The sequence below is a fragment of the Bradyrhizobium sp. A5 genome (genome assembly GCF_042076515.1).
Lineage (GTDB): Bacteria > Pseudomonadota > Alphaproteobacteria > Rhizobiales > Xanthobacteraceae > Bradyrhizobium > Bradyrhizobium cosmicum.
In genome coordinates this window covers 948,802-965,716 of sequence record NZ_CP148990.1, presented here as the reverse complement: position 1 = coordinate 965,716, position 16,915 = coordinate 948,802, and the positions used below count along the sequence as shown (strand labels likewise).

General features: G+C 64.6%; 13 protein-coding genes. 5 read left to right on the top strand and 8 right to left on the bottom strand.

The window, feature by feature from the left end:
• Position 1: 1 nt before the first annotated feature.
• The 7 genes from cysT to cysG all read right to left on the bottom strand — a co-directional run bounded on the left by cysT (position 2) and on the right by cysG (position 6,634).
• Complete coding sequence (cysT, locus tag WHZ77_RS04465) at positions 2-787, bottom strand: sulfate ABC transporter permease subunit CysT (RefSeq protein ID WP_244623765.1); 786 nt, start codon at positions 785-787, stop codon at positions 2-4.
• An 87-nt stretch (positions 788-874) separates the two neighbouring features.
• Positions 875-1,876 (bottom strand): sulfate ABC transporter substrate-binding protein, encoded by a 1,002-nt coding sequence (locus WHZ77_RS04460; RefSeq protein WP_375312571.1) that lies wholly within the window; start codon positions 1,874-1,876, stop codon positions 875-877.
• A 112-nt stretch (positions 1,877-1,988) separates the two neighbouring features.
• Complete coding sequence (locus WHZ77_RS04455) at positions 1,989-2,720, bottom strand: phosphoadenylyl-sulfate reductase (protein ID WP_375312570.1); 732 nt, start codon at positions 2,718-2,720, stop codon at positions 1,989-1,991.
• Positions 2,717-3,232, bottom strand: coding sequence for a DUF934 domain-containing protein (locus tag WHZ77_RS04450; protein WP_375312569.1), 516 nt, complete (start codon positions 3,230-3,232; stop codon positions 2,717-2,719). Before WHZ77_RS04450 ends, WHZ77_RS04455 begins: the two co-directional genes overlap by 4 nt.
• Entirely contained in the window at positions 3,219-4,874 is a 1,656-nt protein-coding gene (locus WHZ77_RS04445) for a nitrite/sulfite reductase (protein WP_375312568.1), read from the bottom strand. Before WHZ77_RS04445 ends, WHZ77_RS04450 begins: the two co-directional genes overlap by 14 nt.
• Positions 4,875-4,904: 30 nt before the next feature.
• Positions 4,905-5,213: a DUF2849 domain-containing protein gene (locus WHZ77_RS04440; protein WP_375312567.1), complete on the bottom strand. Its 309-nt coding sequence runs from the start codon at positions 5,211-5,213 to the stop codon at positions 4,905-4,907.
• Entirely contained in the window at positions 5,210-6,634 is a 1,425-nt protein-coding gene (gene cysG / locus WHZ77_RS04435; protein WP_375312566.1) for a siroheme synthase CysG, read from the bottom strand. Before cysG ends, WHZ77_RS04440 begins: the two co-directional genes overlap by 4 nt.
• Before the next feature lie 236 nt (positions 6,635-6,870).
• Here cysG and cysD point away from each other — a divergent pair, with 236 nt between their 5' ends.
• From cysD to WHZ77_RS04420, 3 genes are all read left to right on the top strand, one after another.
• On the top strand, positions 6,871-7,665 hold the full coding sequence (gene cysD / locus WHZ77_RS04430) for a sulfate adenylyltransferase subunit CysD (RefSeq protein ID WP_151650611.1): 795 nt from the start codon (positions 6,871-6,873) through the stop codon (positions 7,663-7,665).
• A gap of 20 nt (positions 7,666-7,685) precedes the next feature.
• Entirely contained in the window at positions 7,686-9,602 is a 1,917-nt protein-coding gene (cysC, locus tag WHZ77_RS04425) for an adenylyl-sulfate kinase (RefSeq protein WP_375312565.1), read from the top strand.
• Positions 9,603-9,894: 292 nt separating this feature from the next.
• Positions 9,895-12,060, top strand: coding sequence for a malate synthase G (locus WHZ77_RS04420; RefSeq protein ID WP_375312564.1), 2,166 nt, complete (start codon positions 9,895-9,897; stop codon positions 12,058-12,060).
• 70 nt (positions 12,061-12,130) lie between these two features.
• On the opposite strand, the gene WHZ77_RS04415 is transcribed toward WHZ77_RS04420, so the two are convergent.
• Positions 12,131-12,286 (bottom strand): Thivi_2564 family membrane protein, encoded by a 156-nt coding sequence (locus WHZ77_RS04415; protein WP_007599832.1) that lies wholly within the window; start codon positions 12,284-12,286, stop codon positions 12,131-12,133.
• A gap of 270 nt (positions 12,287-12,556) precedes the next feature.
• On the opposite strand from WHZ77_RS04415, the gene WHZ77_RS04410 reads away from it, so the two are divergent.
• Both WHZ77_RS04410 and WHZ77_RS04405 read left to right on the top strand, forming a co-directional pair.
• Complete coding sequence (locus WHZ77_RS04410) at positions 12,557-14,650, top strand: methyl-accepting chemotaxis protein (protein ID WP_375312563.1); 2,094 nt, start codon at positions 12,557-12,559, stop codon at positions 14,648-14,650.
• 134 nt (positions 14,651-14,784) lie between these two features.
• Positions 14,785-16,878, top strand: a complete 2,094-nt coding sequence (locus WHZ77_RS04405; RefSeq protein ID WP_375312562.1) for a methyl-accepting chemotaxis protein — start codon at positions 14,785-14,787, stop codon at positions 16,876-16,878.
• Positions 16,879-16,915: the final 37 nt, after the last annotated feature.

Below are 16,915 nucleotides of genomic sequence, written 5' to 3'. Positions count from 1 at the left end.
CTCAACGCACCGGAATCCGGCTCTGCGCCCAGCGCTGGAGCCGGTTGACGGCGAAGATGATGACGAAGGACACGACGAGCATGACGACCGCGATGGCGGTCGCGTCGGCATAGCGGAACTCGGACAGACGGATTACGATCAGCAGCGGCGCGATCTCGGAGACATTCGGCAGATTGCCGGCGATGAAGATCACCGAGCCGTATTCGCCGACCGCTCGCGCGAAGGCGAGCGCGAGGCCCGTGAGCAGCGCCGGCGCGAGCGATGGCAGGATCACGCGAATGATGGTCTGCCAGCGGCTCGCCCCCAGACTGCCCGCAGCTTCCTCGATCTCGACATCGAGATCCTGCAGCACCGGCTGCACCGTGCGCACCACGAAAGGAATGCCGATGAAGATCATGGCGACGAAGATGCCGAGCGGCGTGAACGCCACCTTGATGCCGAGCGCTGCGAGCGGCGCGCCCAGCCAGCCCTTTTCGGCGAACAGCGATGTCAGCGCGACCCCGGCGACCGCCGTCGGCAATGCGAAGGGGACATCCACAATCGCATCGAACAGCCGCCTTCCGGGGAAGCGGTAGCGCACCAGCGCCCAGACGATGATGCTGCCCATCACCAGATTGACGCAGGCCGCCGCGAAGGCGAGGCCGAACGAAACCCTGAGCGCATTCAGGGTTCGCCGACTGGAGAGGATATTCCAGAACTGCTCGGGGCTCAGTTCGAGCGATTTCAGGAACAATCCGGCGAGCGGAATCAGGATGATCACGGACAGCCAGGAAAGCGTCAGTCCCATCGTAAGACCGAAGCCCGGCAATGTCCGGCGTCGTGCTGCAACTGCGCTCACCAGGCCCTCTGCTAAAGCCTTTAAGACAGCGCCCGATCAGTTCTTGTAGATCTGATCAAAGACGCCACCGTCGGCAAAATGTTCCTTCTGCGCCTTGGTCCAACCGCCGAACACATCGTCGATCGTGAACAGTTCGACCTTTGCGAAGGAGTTCTCATACTTTTTGGCAATCTCCGCATTGCGCGGACGATAGAAATTGCGCGCGGCAATTTCTTGGCCTTCCTTGGTATACCAATACTGGAGGTAGGCGTCAGCGGCGTTGCGGGTGCCTTTCTTGTCGGCAACCTTGTCGACGATCGCGACGGGCGGCTCGGCGAGGATCGAGAGTGGCGGCGCCACGATCTCGAACTTCTCGGGGCCGAACTCCTTCAGCGCGAGATACGCCTCGTTCTCCCAGGCGAGCAGCACATCGCCGACGCCGCGCTCGACAAAGGTCACGGTGGCGCCGCGCGCGCCGGTATCCAGTACCGGCACCTGCTGGAACAGCTTGCCGATGAAATCCTTCGCCTTGTCCACCGAACCGTACTTCTTCTGAGCAAAGCCCCAGGCCGCCAGATAATTCCAGCGCGCGCCGCCGGAGGTCTTCGGGTTCGGCGTGATCACGGCCACGCCCGGCTTGAGCAGATCGTCCCAGTCCTTGATGCCCTTCGGATTGCCCTTGCGCACCAGGAACACGATGGTCGAGGTATAGGGCGACGCGTTCTGCGGCAGACGCTTCTGCCAGTCGGTCGCGGTGAAGCCCTTGTTCGCGATCGCGTCGATGTCGTAAGCGAGCGCGAGCGTCACGACGTCCGCCTGCAATCCATCGATCACGGCGCGCGCCTGCGAACCGCTACCGCCATGCGATTGCTTGATCTCGACGCTCTTGCCGGTTTCCTTCTGATAGGCGGTCGCGAACGCCTTGTTGAACTCGACATAGAGCTCGCGCGTCGGATCGTACGACACGTTCAAAAGATTGATGTCAGCGGCGAGAGCCGCGCTTGCCCAAAGCAATCCTGCCGCGAGCGGAACGATACGGCGCATCATGTCCATCTCCATTCACCTCGACGACTTCAGCGCCGTCGATGGCATGCGGGCATAACTCAGGGCGAAACACGTTCGAGTCAACGGAACCGGATTTTCTTGTTTGAGGAGTCGCAGCCTGCCTGTGCTACGAAGTCTTCATCGTGTGGATGCCGCATTCTGTCTTCGCCCGGCCGCGCCAGCGACCGGCGCGTGCATCCTCGCCCTCGGTGGTTCTGCTGGTGCAAGGCATACACCCAACCGACAGGAAACCGGACTCCACCAGTGGATGACGCGGCAATTTGGCGCGGACGAACATCGCCTCGAGTTCCTCGCGCGAGACATTGGCGAAGGGGTTGAACTTCAAGCGCGCACCATCGTCCTCGACAACCGGAATGTCGGCGCGCGCACTGCCTTGAAAGCGCTTGCGACCGTTGATCCAGGCGTCGAACGGCTTCAGCGCGCGCGCCAGCGGCTCGACCTTGCGGATTCGGCAACAGGCGTCGGGGTCGGAGAACCAGAGATCGCGCTCGGGATCGTCTCGCGACAGCGTCTCCTCCGCCGGCTTGATCGAGCGGACGTCCTTGAGGCCCAGCGCGGCAACCAGCGTGTCGCGATAGGCGAGTGTCTCCTCGAACAGCCAGCCGGTGTCGAGGAAGATCACGGGGATCGCCGGATCGACGTCCGCCATGACCTTCAGCAGCGTCGCCGATTCCGTGCCGAAGGACGACACCAGTGCAAGCTTGTCGCGCCCGATCGTCTTCAGTGCCGTCGCGATGATTTCGGCAGGAGATGCATCGCGCAACGCGCGATCGAGCTCCACCGCCGAAGGCAGCGCAGAGACGGACGCCGACGAAACCTGGGGCGCGATTGCGTTCACGTGCCGACACCCTCGGAGTGACGGAGTTGCATGCGCCGGTGCAGCGCCGTGATCCGGCCATCGCCGGTCGGCTGGTAGAACACCGAATAGCGCTTGGCGGTCTGCATGAAGGCTTCCGCGTCGGCCTGCTTCTTGACCTCGAAGGAATCGAAGCCGGCGCGCAGCATGAACACGAACTGGTCGCGCAGCACCTGCCCCGTCGCCCGCAACTCGCCACGATAATTGTAGCGCTCACGCAGCAGCCGCGCCTGGCTGTAGGCGCGGCCATCGCGGAAGCTCGGAAACACCAGCGCGACCACGGCGATCTTGCCGAGATACGGGACGAGCTCGCCGATATCGCGATTGTTCGGCCAGATCACACCGACCTTGCCGCCGCGCTTGAGCAAAGCTTCTGCGTCGGCCAAGAAGCGCTCGGCCGGCACCAGGATGTCGCCGCCTTCGGGCAGCGGCATGTCGACGGCGAGCTTGACGAAGCTGTCGTCGGCGATCTTTCCGCCGTTAACGAGTGGCATAGACGCGCTCCTTGAAGGGCTCGACACCGAGGCGCTTCACGGTGTCCACGAAAAGCTCTTCCGGCCGCTCGCGTAGCGCGAGATAGGCTTCCACGATGTCCTCGACGACGTCGGCGACCTCGTCGAACTTGACGCCCGGCCCGATCAGATTGCCAAGCGCGGCGCTCTCGTCGGCACGGCCGCCGATGGTGATCTGATAGACCTCCTCGCCGTTCTTCTCGACACCGAGAATGCCGATATGGCCGACATGGTGATGGCCGCAGGCATTGATGCAGCCGGAGATGTTGATGTGCAGCCGGCCAATCAGATTGGCGAGCTCGTGGTTGGCGAAGCGCCGGGTCAGCTCCTGAGCGATCGGAATCGAGCGCGCATTCGCCAGCGAACAATAGTCGAGCCCCGGGCAGGCGATGATGTCGGTGATCAGATTGACGTTCGGCGTCGCCAGGCCAAGCTTGTCGAGCGCCTTCCACAATGCCGGCAGGTCGCGCTTGGCAACATGCGGCAGCGCGAGATTCTGCTCGTGGCCGACGCGGATCTCGCCGAAGGAATATCTGTCTGCTAGATCGGCCAGAGCGTCCATCTGCTCGGCCGTGGCATCGCCCGGAGGCGCACCGATCGGCTTCAGCGAGATCGTGACGATGGAGTAGCCAGGGTTTTTGTGCGCGGCCACCGAGTTCTTGCGCCACGCCTCGAAGCCGGGATCGGCCGCGGCCTGCCGCAGTTCGTCCGGCATATGCGGCAGCTTTTCGTAAGACGGATAGATGAAGCGCGAGCGAATGTCCTCGATCACCTCGTCATCGATCTGGAGCGAGGAATAGCGGATGTGCTGCCACTCCTCCTCGACCTCGCGCGAGAATTTCTCGATGCCGAGTTCGTGCACCAGGATCTTGATGCGCGCCTTGTAGATGTTGTCGCGGCGTCCGTACTGGTTGTAGACGCGCAGGATGGCCTCGATATAGCTCAGCAGATCACGGCCATGGACGAAGTGCTTGATGGTCTTGCCGATGAACGGCGTGCGGCCGAGGCCGCCGCCGACCAGCACCTCGAAGCCGGTCTCGCCCTTCTCGTTCTTGATCAGGCGCAGGCCGATGTCGTGGACCTTGATCGCGGCGCGGTCGTGGTCCGACGCCGTGATTGCGATCTTGAACTTGCGCGGCAGGAACGAGAATTCCGGATGCAGCGTGGTGTGCTGGCGGATCAGCTCCGACCAGATGCGCGGATCCTCGATCTCGCCGGGCGCGACGCCGGCCCACTGATCCGAAGTGACGTTGCGCATGTTGTTGCCGGAGGTCTGCATCGCGTGGATGCCGACCTCGGCGAGATCGGCAAGCGCATCCGGCAGGTCCGACAGCTTGATCCAGTTGAACTGGATGTTCTGACGCGTGGTGAAATGGCCGTAGCCGCGGTCGTATTTGCGCGCGACATGGGCGAGCTGCCGCAACTGGTTCGACGCCAGCGTTCCGTAGGGAATCGCGACGCGGAACATGTAGGCGTGCAGTTGCAGATAAACGCCGTTCTGCAGGCGCAGCATCTTGAATTCGTCCTCGGTGAGTTCGCCCGAGAGACGGCGCTGCACCTGGTCGCGGAATTCCAAGACGCGCTCGTTGACAAGCGTGCGGTCGATTTCGTCGTAAGCATACATGATTGAAGTGCCTTACAGCTCGACCTGCGATCAGACCGGCAAGTCGATTGTCACGCCGTCTCGGCGGATCTGCTCGCGCAGATTGCCCGGCAGGATCTTGCCGGCTTCGTCGACTTGCACCGGCGCGATATAGGGACCGATCGCGCCGACGTCATCGGCCACGGCCTCGGCGAGCAACGCTTTCGCCTCATCGGAGTTTCGCACGATCGCGGCGTCGGCGAGCTCAGCCGACCACCCCTTGGCAGCGGTCCGATAGACGACAATGCCGTCCCAGGTGCGGTTGGCTGTCACCACCGAGGAACCGTTGATTTTGAGTTTCTGTTGCAGAGGAGAGGTCATTCGGCAGCATCCAGCAGGTCAGAGATGATGTGTTGGGGTGTTTCGCGGCGAAGCGAACCGGCATGCCGGACCACCTCGCCGATGATGAGGATGGCGGGACCGCCATGGATCCGCCGCACGAGTTCGGACAGGTCGCACAACGTGCCGACCGCGCCTTGCGCGTCCGGACGCGTGACGCGGGCGAACACGCCGACCGGCGTCTCCGGCGAACGGCCGGCGGCGAGGAGGCCGGCGCGGATCGCGGGCGCAGCGGTCAGGCCCATGTAGACCACGACGGTCATCCTGGTGTCGGTCAGCGTCGACCAGTCCACCGCCTCGGTATCGCGCGCCTTGTGCGCGGTGAGGAAGGTGATGCGGGTCGCTTCATGACGATAGGTGAGCGGCACCTCGAAATCGGCGGCGCCGCCGAGTCCCGCGGTGATGCCGGGAATGATCGAATAGGCGATACCGGCGGCGCGCAGCGCTTCCACCTCTTCGCCGCCGCGGCCGAACACGAAGGGATCGCCGCCCTTCAGCCGCACCACGCGCTGACCGGATCGTGCGGCCTCGATCATGCGCTGGTTGATGGCGTCTTGGCCGATACCGGGCTTGCCGATGCGGCGGCCGACCGGAACGCGCGTGGTATCGCGGCGGATACGGTCGAGGATTTCAGGCGAGACCAGCTCGTCATGAAAGACGATGTCGGCGTCCTGCAACGCGCGCAGCGCCTTGATGGTGAGAAGATCGGGATCGCCGGGGCCGGCGCCGACCAGCGCGACCGAGCCTTCCGGCTTGTCGGCGCGCGCGAATGCGGAGGGATCGGAAATTGCCTTGAGCGCTGCGTCCGCTTCGCCCTTGCGGCCGGCGAGCACGGCGGCGCCGATCGGGCCGTCGATGACACGCTCCCAGAAGCGGCGGCGCAGCGGAAACTCGGCGATACGTCCGTTGATGGTTTTGCGGAAGCCGCCGATGAACTCGGCGAGCTCGCCGATGCGCGCCGGCAGCAGCGCCTCGATCCTCTCGCGCACGCGCCGTGCGACCACCGGCGAGGTCCCACCTGTGCCGACCGCGACTACGACATCGCCGCGATCGACGATCGCCGGGAAGATGAAGCTGGAATGTTCGAGGTCGTCCATCACGTTGACGGGCAGGCCGAGCGCCTTGGCCCGAACCGACATCGCGATGCCGACGTCGCCCGCGCCTGCACAGACGATTGCGATGACGCCCGAGAGATCGGCGGTCAGCGGATCGCCGGCCGCGATGTCGATACGCGCGGCATCCTCGGCGCTGAGGCCGAGATCCTGATTGCCGTCAATCGCGTGCACGCGGATGCGCGCACCGGCCGCGGCGAGCACGCGCAGCTTGGCGCGCAAAAGCTCACCCGCGCCGATGAGGAGCACCGGACCGGCCTTGAGATCGAGGAACACCGGCAAGAACCGCATGCGATACTCGCTTCCCCCACATCCGGGGTTGACTGGAATTATTTTCTATATATGTGTCGTTTCGAGCGCGCAAAGAGAAAATTTCTTCTTCTCTTCTGCACCACAACTATAGAATTTTCGCCTCCAAACACAAAGTGGCAGAGATGCATCTTCTCAGGACCGATTCCGGTGCAGATGGACAGGACTCCCGGACTCCCGTTTCCGAGCAAATTCCCGTCGCGCTGACCACGCCCGGCATGGACCATCTCGACCAGCTCGAGGCGCAGAGCATCTACATTTTCCGCGAGGCGTTTGCCCGCCTGAAGAAGATCGCCCTGTTGTGGTCGCTCGGCAAGGACTCCAACGTCATGATCTGGCTGGCGCGCAAGGCCTTCTTCGGCCGCCTGCCGTTCCCAGCCCTCCATGTCGACACCGGCAAGAAGTTTCCGGAGATGTATCGCTTCCGCGATCATTACGGGAAGGAGTGGGAGCTCGACCTGCGCGTCGAGCCCTGCCCGCCCATCGATGCTGTGGACCCAACGCTGCCGCCGGCTGCACGTTCCGCCGCGCGCAAGACCGAGGGCCTCAAGATGGCTCTCGCCAAATACGGCTTTGACGGACTGATCGCCGGCATTCGCCGCGACGAGGAAGCAACCCGGGCCAAGGAACGCGTGTTCTCGCCGCGCGGGCTCGAAGGCAATTGGGACGTACGCGACCAGCCGCCGGAGTTCTGGGACCATTTCAACGCCTCGCCGCCCCAGGGCGCGCATCTGCGCATCCATCCGATCCTGCATTGGACCGAGGCCGACATCTGGGCCTACACCAAGCGCGAGAACATTCCGATCATCCCGCTCTATCTCTCCCAGAACGGCAAGCGCTACCGCTCGCTGGGTGATCAGGACATCACCAACCCCGTGAATTCGACCGCATCGAACATCGACGAGATCCTGGCCGAGCTTGAGCAGACCAAGGTGCCGGAGCGCGCCGGCCGTGCGCTCGACCACGAGACCGAGGACGCCTTCGAGCGCCTGCGCGTCGCCGGCTATCTCTGACCTCGGGACGCAACGCGGCCATGAACATGATCGTCACCCCCGCTTCGCCCGCGACGCCAAATGGCACGACGCGACCGCAAGTCCGCATCGTCATCGTCGGCCATGTCGACCACGGCAAGTCGACGCTGGTCGGCCGCCTGCTGCACGAGACCGGCAGCCTGCCCGACGGCAAGTTCGAAATGCTCAAGGCCGTCAGCGCGCGGCGCGGCATGCCGTTCGAGTGGTCGTTCCTGCTCGACGCGCTCCAGACCGAGCGCGACCAGGGCATCACCATCGACACCACGCAGATCCGCTTCCGCACCAATTCGCGCGACATCGTGCTGATCGACGCACCGGGTCACGCCGAATTCCTGCGCAACATGATCACCGGCGCCTCCCAGGCCGACGGCGCGGTGCTGATCATCGACGCGCTGGAAGGCGTGCGCGACCAGACCAGACGGCACGGCTATCTCCTGCATCTGCTCGGCGTGAAGCAGGTCGCTGTCGTCGTCAACAAGATGGACCGCGTCGATTTCTCTGCGGATCGCTTCAAGGCGATCAGCAACGAGATATCCGCGCATCTGAATGGCCTCGGCGTGACGCCGACGGCGATCATCCCGATCTCCGCGCGCGATGGCGACGGCGTCGCCGAGCACACCATCCGCATCGGCTGGTACAAGGGACCGACCGTGGTAGAGGCACTCGACGCCCTCGAGCCGGCGCGGCCGCTCGAAGCGCTGCCGCTGCGCCTGCCCGTGCAGGCAATCTACAAGTTCGACGACCGCCGCATCGTGGCAGGGCGCATCGAGTCCGGGAGTCTGATTGCCGGCGACGAGATCGTGATCATGCCGGCCGGCAAGATCGCCAGGATCAAGACGGTCGAGAGCTGGCCGGTGACGCCGGTCGCAGGACGTCAGGGCGCGGGCCGCTCGGTCGGCATCACGCTCGACCGCGAGCTGTTCATCGAGCGCGGCGACATCGTCGCGCTCGCAGGATCCGCCCCGCGCGAGACGCGTCGGCTTCGCGCGCGCATCTTCTGGCTGCACGAGAAGCCGCTCGCCAAGGGTGACCAGCTGCTGGTCCGCTGTGGACCGAAGGAAAGCCGCGCCACCGTCGTCGCGATCGAGAAGGCGGTCGATCCCGGCGAGCTCTCAAGCGTCGAGAACAAGGCGATCGGCCGCAACCATGTCGGCGAGATCGATATCTCGCTGTCCAGTCCGATCGCGACCGACCCCTACACCGAGAACCCGCGCACCGGCCGTCTCGTGATCGAGGTGTCCGGGCGTATCGCCGGCGGCGGTCTCGTGCTGTCGGTCGAGGCAGGCCAGCGTGCGGTGCCTGTCGACATCGTGCCGGTGGAATCGGCGCTGCGGCCGGATGAACGCTCCGCGCGCTACCGGCATAACGGCGCCGTGGTCTGGCTCACGGGCCTGCCGGCGTCCGGCAAGTCGACGCTGGCAAAGGCGCTGGAGCGGCGGCTTTTCACCAACGGCGGCTCGCCGATCCTGCTCGACGGCGACACGCTGCGCGCCGGCCTCAACAGCGATCTCGGCTTCTCCGCCGCCGATCGCAGCGAGAATATCCGCCGCCTCGCCGAGGTCGCGACGCATCTCGCCCGCAACGGCCATATCGCGATCGTCGCGGCCGTCTCGCCGGCTCGCGAGGACCGCGCCACCGCACGCCGTATCGCCGATACCGCGTTCCGCGAGATCCACGTCGCGACGCCCGCCGGCATCTGCGAGGAGCGCGATCCCAAGGGCCACTACAAGAAGGCCCGCGCCGGCACCCTTCAATCCTTCACCGGCATCCTGAACGACTACGAGGCGCCGCAAGCCGCCGAACTCGTGATCGACACGTCGACGCGGACGGTTGCCGCGGCGGCAGACGAGATCGAACAGATGCTGAAGACGACCGGCGTGCTGTTCGACGAGGTCGTGGACCTCGCGGCGAATATTTGAGGCCGTCCTACTTCGCTGTCGTTGCCCGGCTTGACCGGGCGACCCAGTATTCCAGAGACAGTGTTGGGTTACAGAGAAGCCGCGGCGTACTGGATTCCCCGCTTTCGCGCGGAATGACAGCGGCCCGCGCCGGCCTCCCCCTCGTCTTGACATTTTGACAACTTTCGGAGGCCTTCTCACGGCCCCGATTTTGGGGCTAATAAGGCCCCGAAAGCCGCTCCCAGTGGGCGCATTTTGCTGCTGTCGGGTCAAAAGCAGCCAAAAACAGCCATTTCCAACAAGAAAGACCATCATGAAACGCGTCGACGCCCACGGATTGAAGATTGCACCCGTCCTGTTTGACTTCATCGCCAAGGAAGCGGCCCCGAAAACGGGGATCGCGCCGGATGCGTTCTGGGCCGGGGTTGCCGCCATCATCAAGGAGCTGGGGCCAAAGAACCGCGCGCTGCTGACGTTGCGGGACACGTTGCAGGCCAAGATCGACGACTGGCACCGCGCCAACAAGGGCAAGGCGTTCGACCTCGATGCCTATACCGCCTTCCTCAAGGAGATCGGCTATCTCGTCCCCGAGCCTGCGACGCAGAAGGTCGAGACCGCCAACGTGGACGAGGAGATCAGCAAGATCTGCGGCCCGCAGCTCGTCGTTCCGCTCACCAATGCGCGCTATGCGCTGAACGCGGCGAACGCGCGCTGGGGCTCGCTCTACGACGCCTTCTACGGCACCGACGCGATCCCGCACGATCCTTCCGAAGCCGGCAAGGGTTACAACAAGGCGCGCGGCGACAAGGTGATCGCCAAGGCCAAGACCTTCCTCGATGCCGCCGTGCCGCTTGCGACCGGCAGCCATACCGACGTCACCGCCTATAGCATCGTCGCTGGCCAGCTCGCGGTGAAGCTGAAGAGCGGCAACGCCACCGCGCTGAAGAACGCCGCGCAGTTCGCGGGCTTCCAGGGCGATGCAGCCGCGCCGAGCGCAGTGCTGCTCGCCAACAATGGCCTGCACGTCGAGGTCAAGATCGACCGCAGCAGCACGATCGGCAAGGACGATCCGGCCGGCGTCGCCGACATGATCATGGAGTCCGCCGTGTCGACCATCCTCGACATGGAGGACTCGGTCGCGGCGGTCGACGCCGAAGACAAGGTGCTGGTCTATCGCAACACGCTCGGCCTGATGAACGGTACGCTGTCGGCCGACTTCGAGAAGGGCGGCAAGACGCTGACGCGTTCGCTGAATGCCGACCGCAGCTACAAGACGCCGGACGGCAAGGGCGAGGTGAAACTGCACGGCCGCAGCCTGCTCCTGATGCGCAATTGCGGTCACCACATGTTCACGGACGCGGTGCTGGACGAGAAGGGCGAGGAAGTTCCGGAAGGCCTGCTCGATGCCGCCGTCTCCGGCCTGCTCGCGATTCACGACCTCAGGGGCAACTCGAAGATCAAGAACAGCCGCACGGGATCGGCCTATATCGTCAAGCCGAAGATGCACGGCCCGGACGAAGTCTCGCTCGCCTGCGAAGCCTTCGACCGCGTCGAGAAGATGCTCTCGCTGCCCGAGAACACGCTCAAGATCGGCATCATGGACGAGGAGCGGCGCACCACCGTCAACCTCAAGGCCTGCATCCAGCGCGCCTCCAAGCGCATCATGTTCATCAACACCGGGTTCCTCGACCGCACCGGCGACGAGATCCACACCTCGATGGAAGCGGGCCCGATGATCCGCAAAAACGAGATGAAGGCGCAAGCCTGGATCAAGGCCTATGAGGACTGGAACGTCGACATGGGCCTGATCGACGGCCTGCCCGGCCACGCCCAGATCGGCAAGGGCATGTGGGCCGCGCCCGACAAGATGGCGGACATGCTGCAACAGAAGCTCGCCCATCCGCAGGCCGGTGCCACCACCGCCTGGGTGCCCTCGCCGACCGCGGCGACGCTGCACGCCCTGCACTATCACCAGGTCAACGTCATCGCCCGCCAGCAGGAGCTGACCAAGGGCGGCCCCCGCGCAAAGCTCTCCGATATCCTCACCATTCCGGTGTCGAAGTCGAACTGGGCGCCCGACGACGTCAAGCAGGAGATCGACAACAATTGCCAGGGTATCCTCGGCTATGTCGTGCGCTGGATCGACCAGGGCGTCGGCTGCTCCAAGGTGCCTGATATCCACGACGTGGGCCTGATGGAAGACCGCGCCACCTTGCGCATCTCCAGCCAGCATCTCGCCAACTGGCTGCACCAGGGCGTGATCACCGAAGCGCAGGTGATGGAGTCGCTGAAGCGCATGGCCGTCGTCGTCGACAAGCAGAACGCGGGCGATGCGATCTACAAGCCGATGGCGCCCACCTTCGACGGCGTCGCCTTCAAGGCCGCCTGCGACCTGATCTTCAAGGGACGTGAGCAGCCGAACGGCTACACCGAATACATCCTCACCGCCCGCCGCCGCGAGGCGAAAGCGGCCGGCTGAGCCCGGACATTCGAACACCAAAAGCCCCGGCTCTCGCCGGGGCTTTTTTGTTTGGGCCGAGACAGCACGGCTAGAAAACCGCGAGATATTTCAGCAGCGAGACGATGCCGATGATGATGACGACCACGCGCGCGATCTGCTTGGCGCGGCCGTCCATCGGCAGCATGTTGATGAGATAGAGCACGAGAATAACGACGAGAAATGTGACGAGTACGCCGACCAGCATCGCGAGGCCCCCTTCGGGCAAATTGCTAACGGTATTCTAACGCCCATCTCCCGCGCCGGTTCCATTCAGGCAACCCCTTGCAACTTCTAGTAATTCCGTAGTTCTACAGGCAGACCGACTGCCTAAAACTTTACCCTTTTCCTTTCAGATGCAGAAACCGTTGGGCCGCGCGCCACAAACGGCATGCAATTGCCGATCTGCGGCGCCCCCCGTTTTCGATGTTGCCGGGCGTCTTCACTTACTTTGGAAATTGGACTTGGGGGGACTTCGATGCTCAATCGTCTGACCGTATCCGCGCTGCTGAAGGCGGTGATCGCGATCACGTCGGTCTGTGTGGTGATTTCGCTCTCGCTCACCGCCTACGCGTCCTGGGATCGCCTCAAGACCGCCAACCGCATCTCGCAGATCGCGGATGCCTCCGCCGATCTGTTCAAGGCGATGCACAATCTGCGCACCGACCGCTCGACCACCACGCGGCTCCTGAACGCGACCGAGCCGATGGATTCCGAGATCGAGAAATATCTGCGTGCGCTCCGCGATGCGCAGATGCCGGCGATGGCACGCGCGCTCGAACTGCTGCCGAGCATGGATTTCCCGCAATCGGCGACGCTGGTGCCGGAGCTGTCGCGTCTCTACAAGCTGCTGATCGAGGAGCAGAAACAGTTCTGGGAGGACGTCGCCAGGCCCAAGGATCAGCGCCGCGCGGGTCTGCCGAAGGAATACTTGGAGACGACACAAGGCCTGCTAGACGTGCTCGACAAGCTGTCGAACACGCTGGCCGCGACCGTCAACCACCAGGACGCCGAGATCGACCAGTTGCTGTCGATCAAGCAGAGCGCCTGGCTGCTGCGCAACACCGCAGGCGAAGCCTCGCTGATCGTCTCGACCGGGCTTGCGGCCGGCAAGATCACGCCGGAGGGCCGCTACAATTATACCCAGTATGTCGGCGGCACGGCTGCGATGTGGAAGGCGTTGGAATTGTCGACCTCGGGCATGCAGTTGCCGGCGGGGCTCGGCTCTGCCATGGCCGCGGCCAAGACCGCCTATTTCGAGCCGCAATACCTGGCCCTGCGCGACCGTCTCGCGGACGCGCTGGTCAAGGGCGAGAAGGCCGAGATGACCGCCAACCAGTGGAGCCCGATCACGGTCGGCCGCATGGCGAGCGCTGTCGCGGTGGCCGAATCCGCCCTCGACGCCGCCAAGGCCCATACCCAGGAGCAGCGCGGTGCCGCCCAGCGCGCGCTGATCGTGCAGCTCGCGCTGCTGACGCTCGCCATCGGACTCGCCGTTGGCGCCATCGCGCTGGTCAGCCGCCGCGTCATCACTCCACTGAACACCATCCGCGATGCCATGCTGAAGGTGGCCGGCGGCGACCTTGCGGTCGACAGCGGCTATCTCGACCGCCAGGACGAGATCGGCGCGCTGGCGGGCGCGCTGCAGACCTTCAAGCAGCAGGCCACCGAGAAGCTCAAGATCGAGGAGCACGAACGCGAACGCAATCTCGGCGCAGCCGCTCGCCAGCGCGCCGTCGAGGCCTATGTCGGCGAATTCGAGGGCGCGGTGCGCAAGACGCTGGGCGAACTGAGCGAAGCTTCCGGCGAGATGCGCAAGACCTCCGGCGATCTGTCGGCCGTGTCGCGCCAGACCAACGACCGCGTCCAGGTCGCCGGCAAGGCGTCGAATGACGCCTCCATGAGCGTCGACAGTGTTGCTGCCGCCGCCGAGGAGCTTTCTGCCTCGATCAACGACATCAGCCAGCAGGCTGCCCATGCGGCGGGCATCGCCAGCCGTGCCGTTACCCAGGCCCGCGAGACCGACGGCACCGTGCAGGGACTGGCACAGTCCGCGGGACGCATCGGCGAGGTCGTTGGATTGATCAACACCATCGCGGCGCAGACCAATTTGCTCGCACTCAACGCGACGATCGAAGCCGCGCGCGCCGGGGAAGCCGGCCGCGGCTTCGCGGTCGTCGCTTCCGAGGTGAAATCGCTGGCAAGCCAGACCGCAAAAGCCACCGAGGAAATCTCCGGCCAGATCGCCGACATCCAGAGGGTCGCCAGCGACGCCATCAACGCGATCCAGACCATCGGCGGCATCATTGGCGAAGTGAACGAGGTCGCGACCGCGATCGCCGCCGCGGTACAGGAGCAGGGTGCGGCGACCCAGGAGATCACGCGCAGCACGCAATTCGCGGCGCAGGGCACCAAGAACGTCACGGACAATATCAGCGGCGTGAAGACCGATGCCGACGCCGCCGCGGCCGCCGCGGACAACGTGAAGCACGCCTCCGAGATGCTGGAGACCCAGAGCCGCCAGCTCGGCCACGAGGTCAGCGACTTCCTCGGCAAAATCCGCGCGGCGTAAGAAAAGGATGCGCGAGGCCGGGAGGCCACGCCCCGTAATTTTACGGCAGGAGCACTGTCTAAGTTTTTACTCTTTACGGGCCAAATGCACTTCAAGCGCCTGCCATTACGCATGCGCGTCTGTTGGGGTGTCCGATGCTCAATCGCTTGTCCGTTTCCACGCTACTGAAGGCGGTGATCCTGTCCACCGCGCTGGTCATCGTCATCGGCTTTTCGATCAGCGCGTGGAGCTCATGGGGCCGGCTGCAGCAGGCCAACCGAATCGTCGCGGTCTCCGCAGCTTCCGCCGACGTCTTCAAGACGATGGCGAACATCCGGGCTGATCGCTCGACCACCAATCGACAATTGACCAGCGACATCAAGGTCGATGCGGATATCGAGAAATACATCCGTGGCATCCGCGACGAACTGATGCCTGCGCTGGCGCGTGCAATCGACATCCTGCCCTCGATCGATATCCCGCAACGCGATGCGATCGTCGCCAACCTCACCCGGCTCAACAAGGCACTCCTGGCGCAACAAGCCGAATTCTGGACCGAGGTCGCCAAGCCCAGGGCCTCGCGCCGCGTAGCGCTCGCCACTGAATATCTCGAGAGCGAGGACGGGCTGATGACCATCCTCGAGAAGCTCTCGCCCGTGCTCGCCGCCAGCGTCAACCACCAGGACGCCACCATCGACCAGTTCCTGATGATCAAGCAGATGGCCTGGTTGCTGCGCCAGAACGCCGGCGAATCTTCCGTCATCGTCGGAAATGCGCTGAGCAGCGGCAAGATCGCGCCCGACGCTCAGGTCGCCTTCACGAAATTCGTGGGCGCGACCGATGCCGCCTGGAGCGCGATCGAGCTTGCCGCCACCGGCATGCAACTGCCGCCGGCGCTCTCCGCGGCCATGAGCGAGACCAAGTCGGTCTATTTCGACCCGCAATATGCCGCCACGCGCGACGGCATCATCGCGACGGTTGCCAAGGGCGAGAAGCCGTCGATGACGGCCAATCAATGGAGTCCCTACTCGGTCGGCCGCATGGCGAGCGCCATCAGGCTCGCTGACGCTGCGCTCGCCGCAGCCGGAGATCACGCCGCCAACCAGCGCGCCGGAGCACTGCAATCCCTGCTGGTCCAAATGGCCCTGCTCGTCGCCGCAATCGTCCTGACGGGAGCAGCCACGCTGGCCGTCAGCCGCCGGGTGATCACGCCGCTGCACCGGATTCGCGATGCCATGCTCAAGGTCGCCGGCGGCGATCTCGGCGTCGACAGCGGCTATCTCGACCGCAAGGACGAGATCGGCTCGCTTGCCGGCGCGCTGGAGACCTTCAAGCAGCAGGCGATCGACAAACTCAAGATCGAGGAGCAGGAGCGCGAGCGCAACGCCGGCGCGGCCGCGCGCCAGCGCGCGATCGAGGGCTATGTCGGCGAGTTCGAAGGCGTGGTGCGCAAATCGCTGGGTGAGCTGAGCGAGGCTTCGGGCGAGATGCGCAAGACCTCGGGCGATCTGTCCGAGGTGTCGCGCCAGACCAATGAGCGTGTCGAGGTTGCAGGCAGAGCTTCAAACGAGGCCTCTTCCAGCGTCGAGAGCGTCGCGGCCGCCGCCGAAGAGCTCTCCGCCTCCATCAACGACATCAGCCAGCAGGCCGCCCATGCCGCAGGCATCGCCAGCCGCGCCGTCAACCAGGCGCGTGAGACCGACGGCACCGTTCAGGGGCTGGCGCAATCCGCGGGCCGCATCGGCGAGGTGGTCGGCCTGATCAACACCATCGCGGCGCAGACCAACCTGCTCGCGCTCAACGCCACGATCGAAGCCGCACGCGCCGGCGAAGCCGGGCGCGGCTTTGCCGTGGTCGCCTCGGAAGTGAAGTCGCTGGCGAGCCAGACCGCGAAGGCAACGGAGGAAATCTCGGAGCAGATAGCCGACATCCAGAAGGTCGCCGGTGACGCCATCAACGCGATCCAGGCGATCGGCGGCATTATCGGCGAGGTCAACGAAGTCGCCACCGCCATCGCGGCCGCCGTGCAGGAGCAGGGTGCGGCGACGCAGGAGATCACCCGCAGCACGCAATATGCCGCGCAAGGGACCAAGAACGTCTCTGACAACATCACCGGCGTGAAGACCGATGCCGACACCGCAGCCGGCGCCGCGGACAACGTCAAGCAGGCTTCGGAGACGCTGGAGACGCAGAGCCGCCAGCTCGGCGAGCAGGTCAGCGACTTCCTGGGCAAGATCCGCGCGGCTTAAGGCTGGGGCTTGGATGCCGGGCTGACAGTCATATCCT

Excerpts from the sequence above, each read along its gene's own strand:
- cysD (WP_151650611.1), top strand. The coding sequence starts at position 6,871 with ATGGACCATCTCGACCAGCTCGAGGCGCAGAGCATCTACATTTTCCGC.
- WHZ77_RS04460 (WP_375312571.1), bottom strand. The coding sequence starts at position 1,876 with ATGGAGATGGACATGATGCGCCGTATCGTTCCGCTCGCGGCAGGATTG.
- WHZ77_RS04440 (WP_375312567.1), bottom strand. The coding sequence starts at position 5,213 with ATGACCTCTCCTCTGCAACAGAAACTCAAAATCAACGGTTCCTCGGTG.
- WHZ77_RS04420 (WP_375312564.1), top strand. The coding sequence starts at position 9,895 with ATGAAACGCGTCGACGCCCACGGATTGAAGATTGCACCCGTCCTGTTT.
- WHZ77_RS04410 (WP_375312563.1), top strand. The coding sequence starts at position 12,557 with ATGCTCAATCGTCTGACCGTATCCGCGCTGCTGAAGGCGGTGATCGCG.
- cysC (WP_375312565.1), top strand. The coding sequence starts at position 7,686 with ATGAACATGATCGTCACCCCCGCTTCGCCCGCGACGCCAAATGGCACG.
- WHZ77_RS04405 (WP_375312562.1), top strand. The coding sequence starts at position 14,785 with ATGCTCAATCGCTTGTCCGTTTCCACGCTACTGAAGGCGGTGATCCTG.
- WHZ77_RS04445 (WP_375312568.1), bottom strand. The coding sequence starts at position 4,874 with ATGTATGCTTACGACGAAATCGACCGCACGCTTGTCAACGAGCGCGTC.
- cysG (WP_375312566.1), bottom strand. The coding sequence starts at position 6,634 with ATGCGGTTCTTGCCGGTGTTCCTCGATCTCAAGGCCGGTCCGGTGCTC.
- WHZ77_RS04450 (WP_375312569.1), bottom strand. The coding sequence starts at position 3,232 with ATGCCACTCGTTAACGGCGGAAAGATCGCCGACGACAGCTTCGTCAAG.
- cysT (WP_244623765.1), bottom strand. The coding sequence starts at position 787 with ATGGGACTGACGCTTTCCTGGCTGTCCGTGATCATCCTGATTCCGCTC.
- WHZ77_RS04415 (WP_007599832.1), bottom strand. The coding sequence starts at position 12,286 with ATGCTGGTCGGCGTACTCGTCACATTTCTCGTCGTTATTCTCGTGCTC.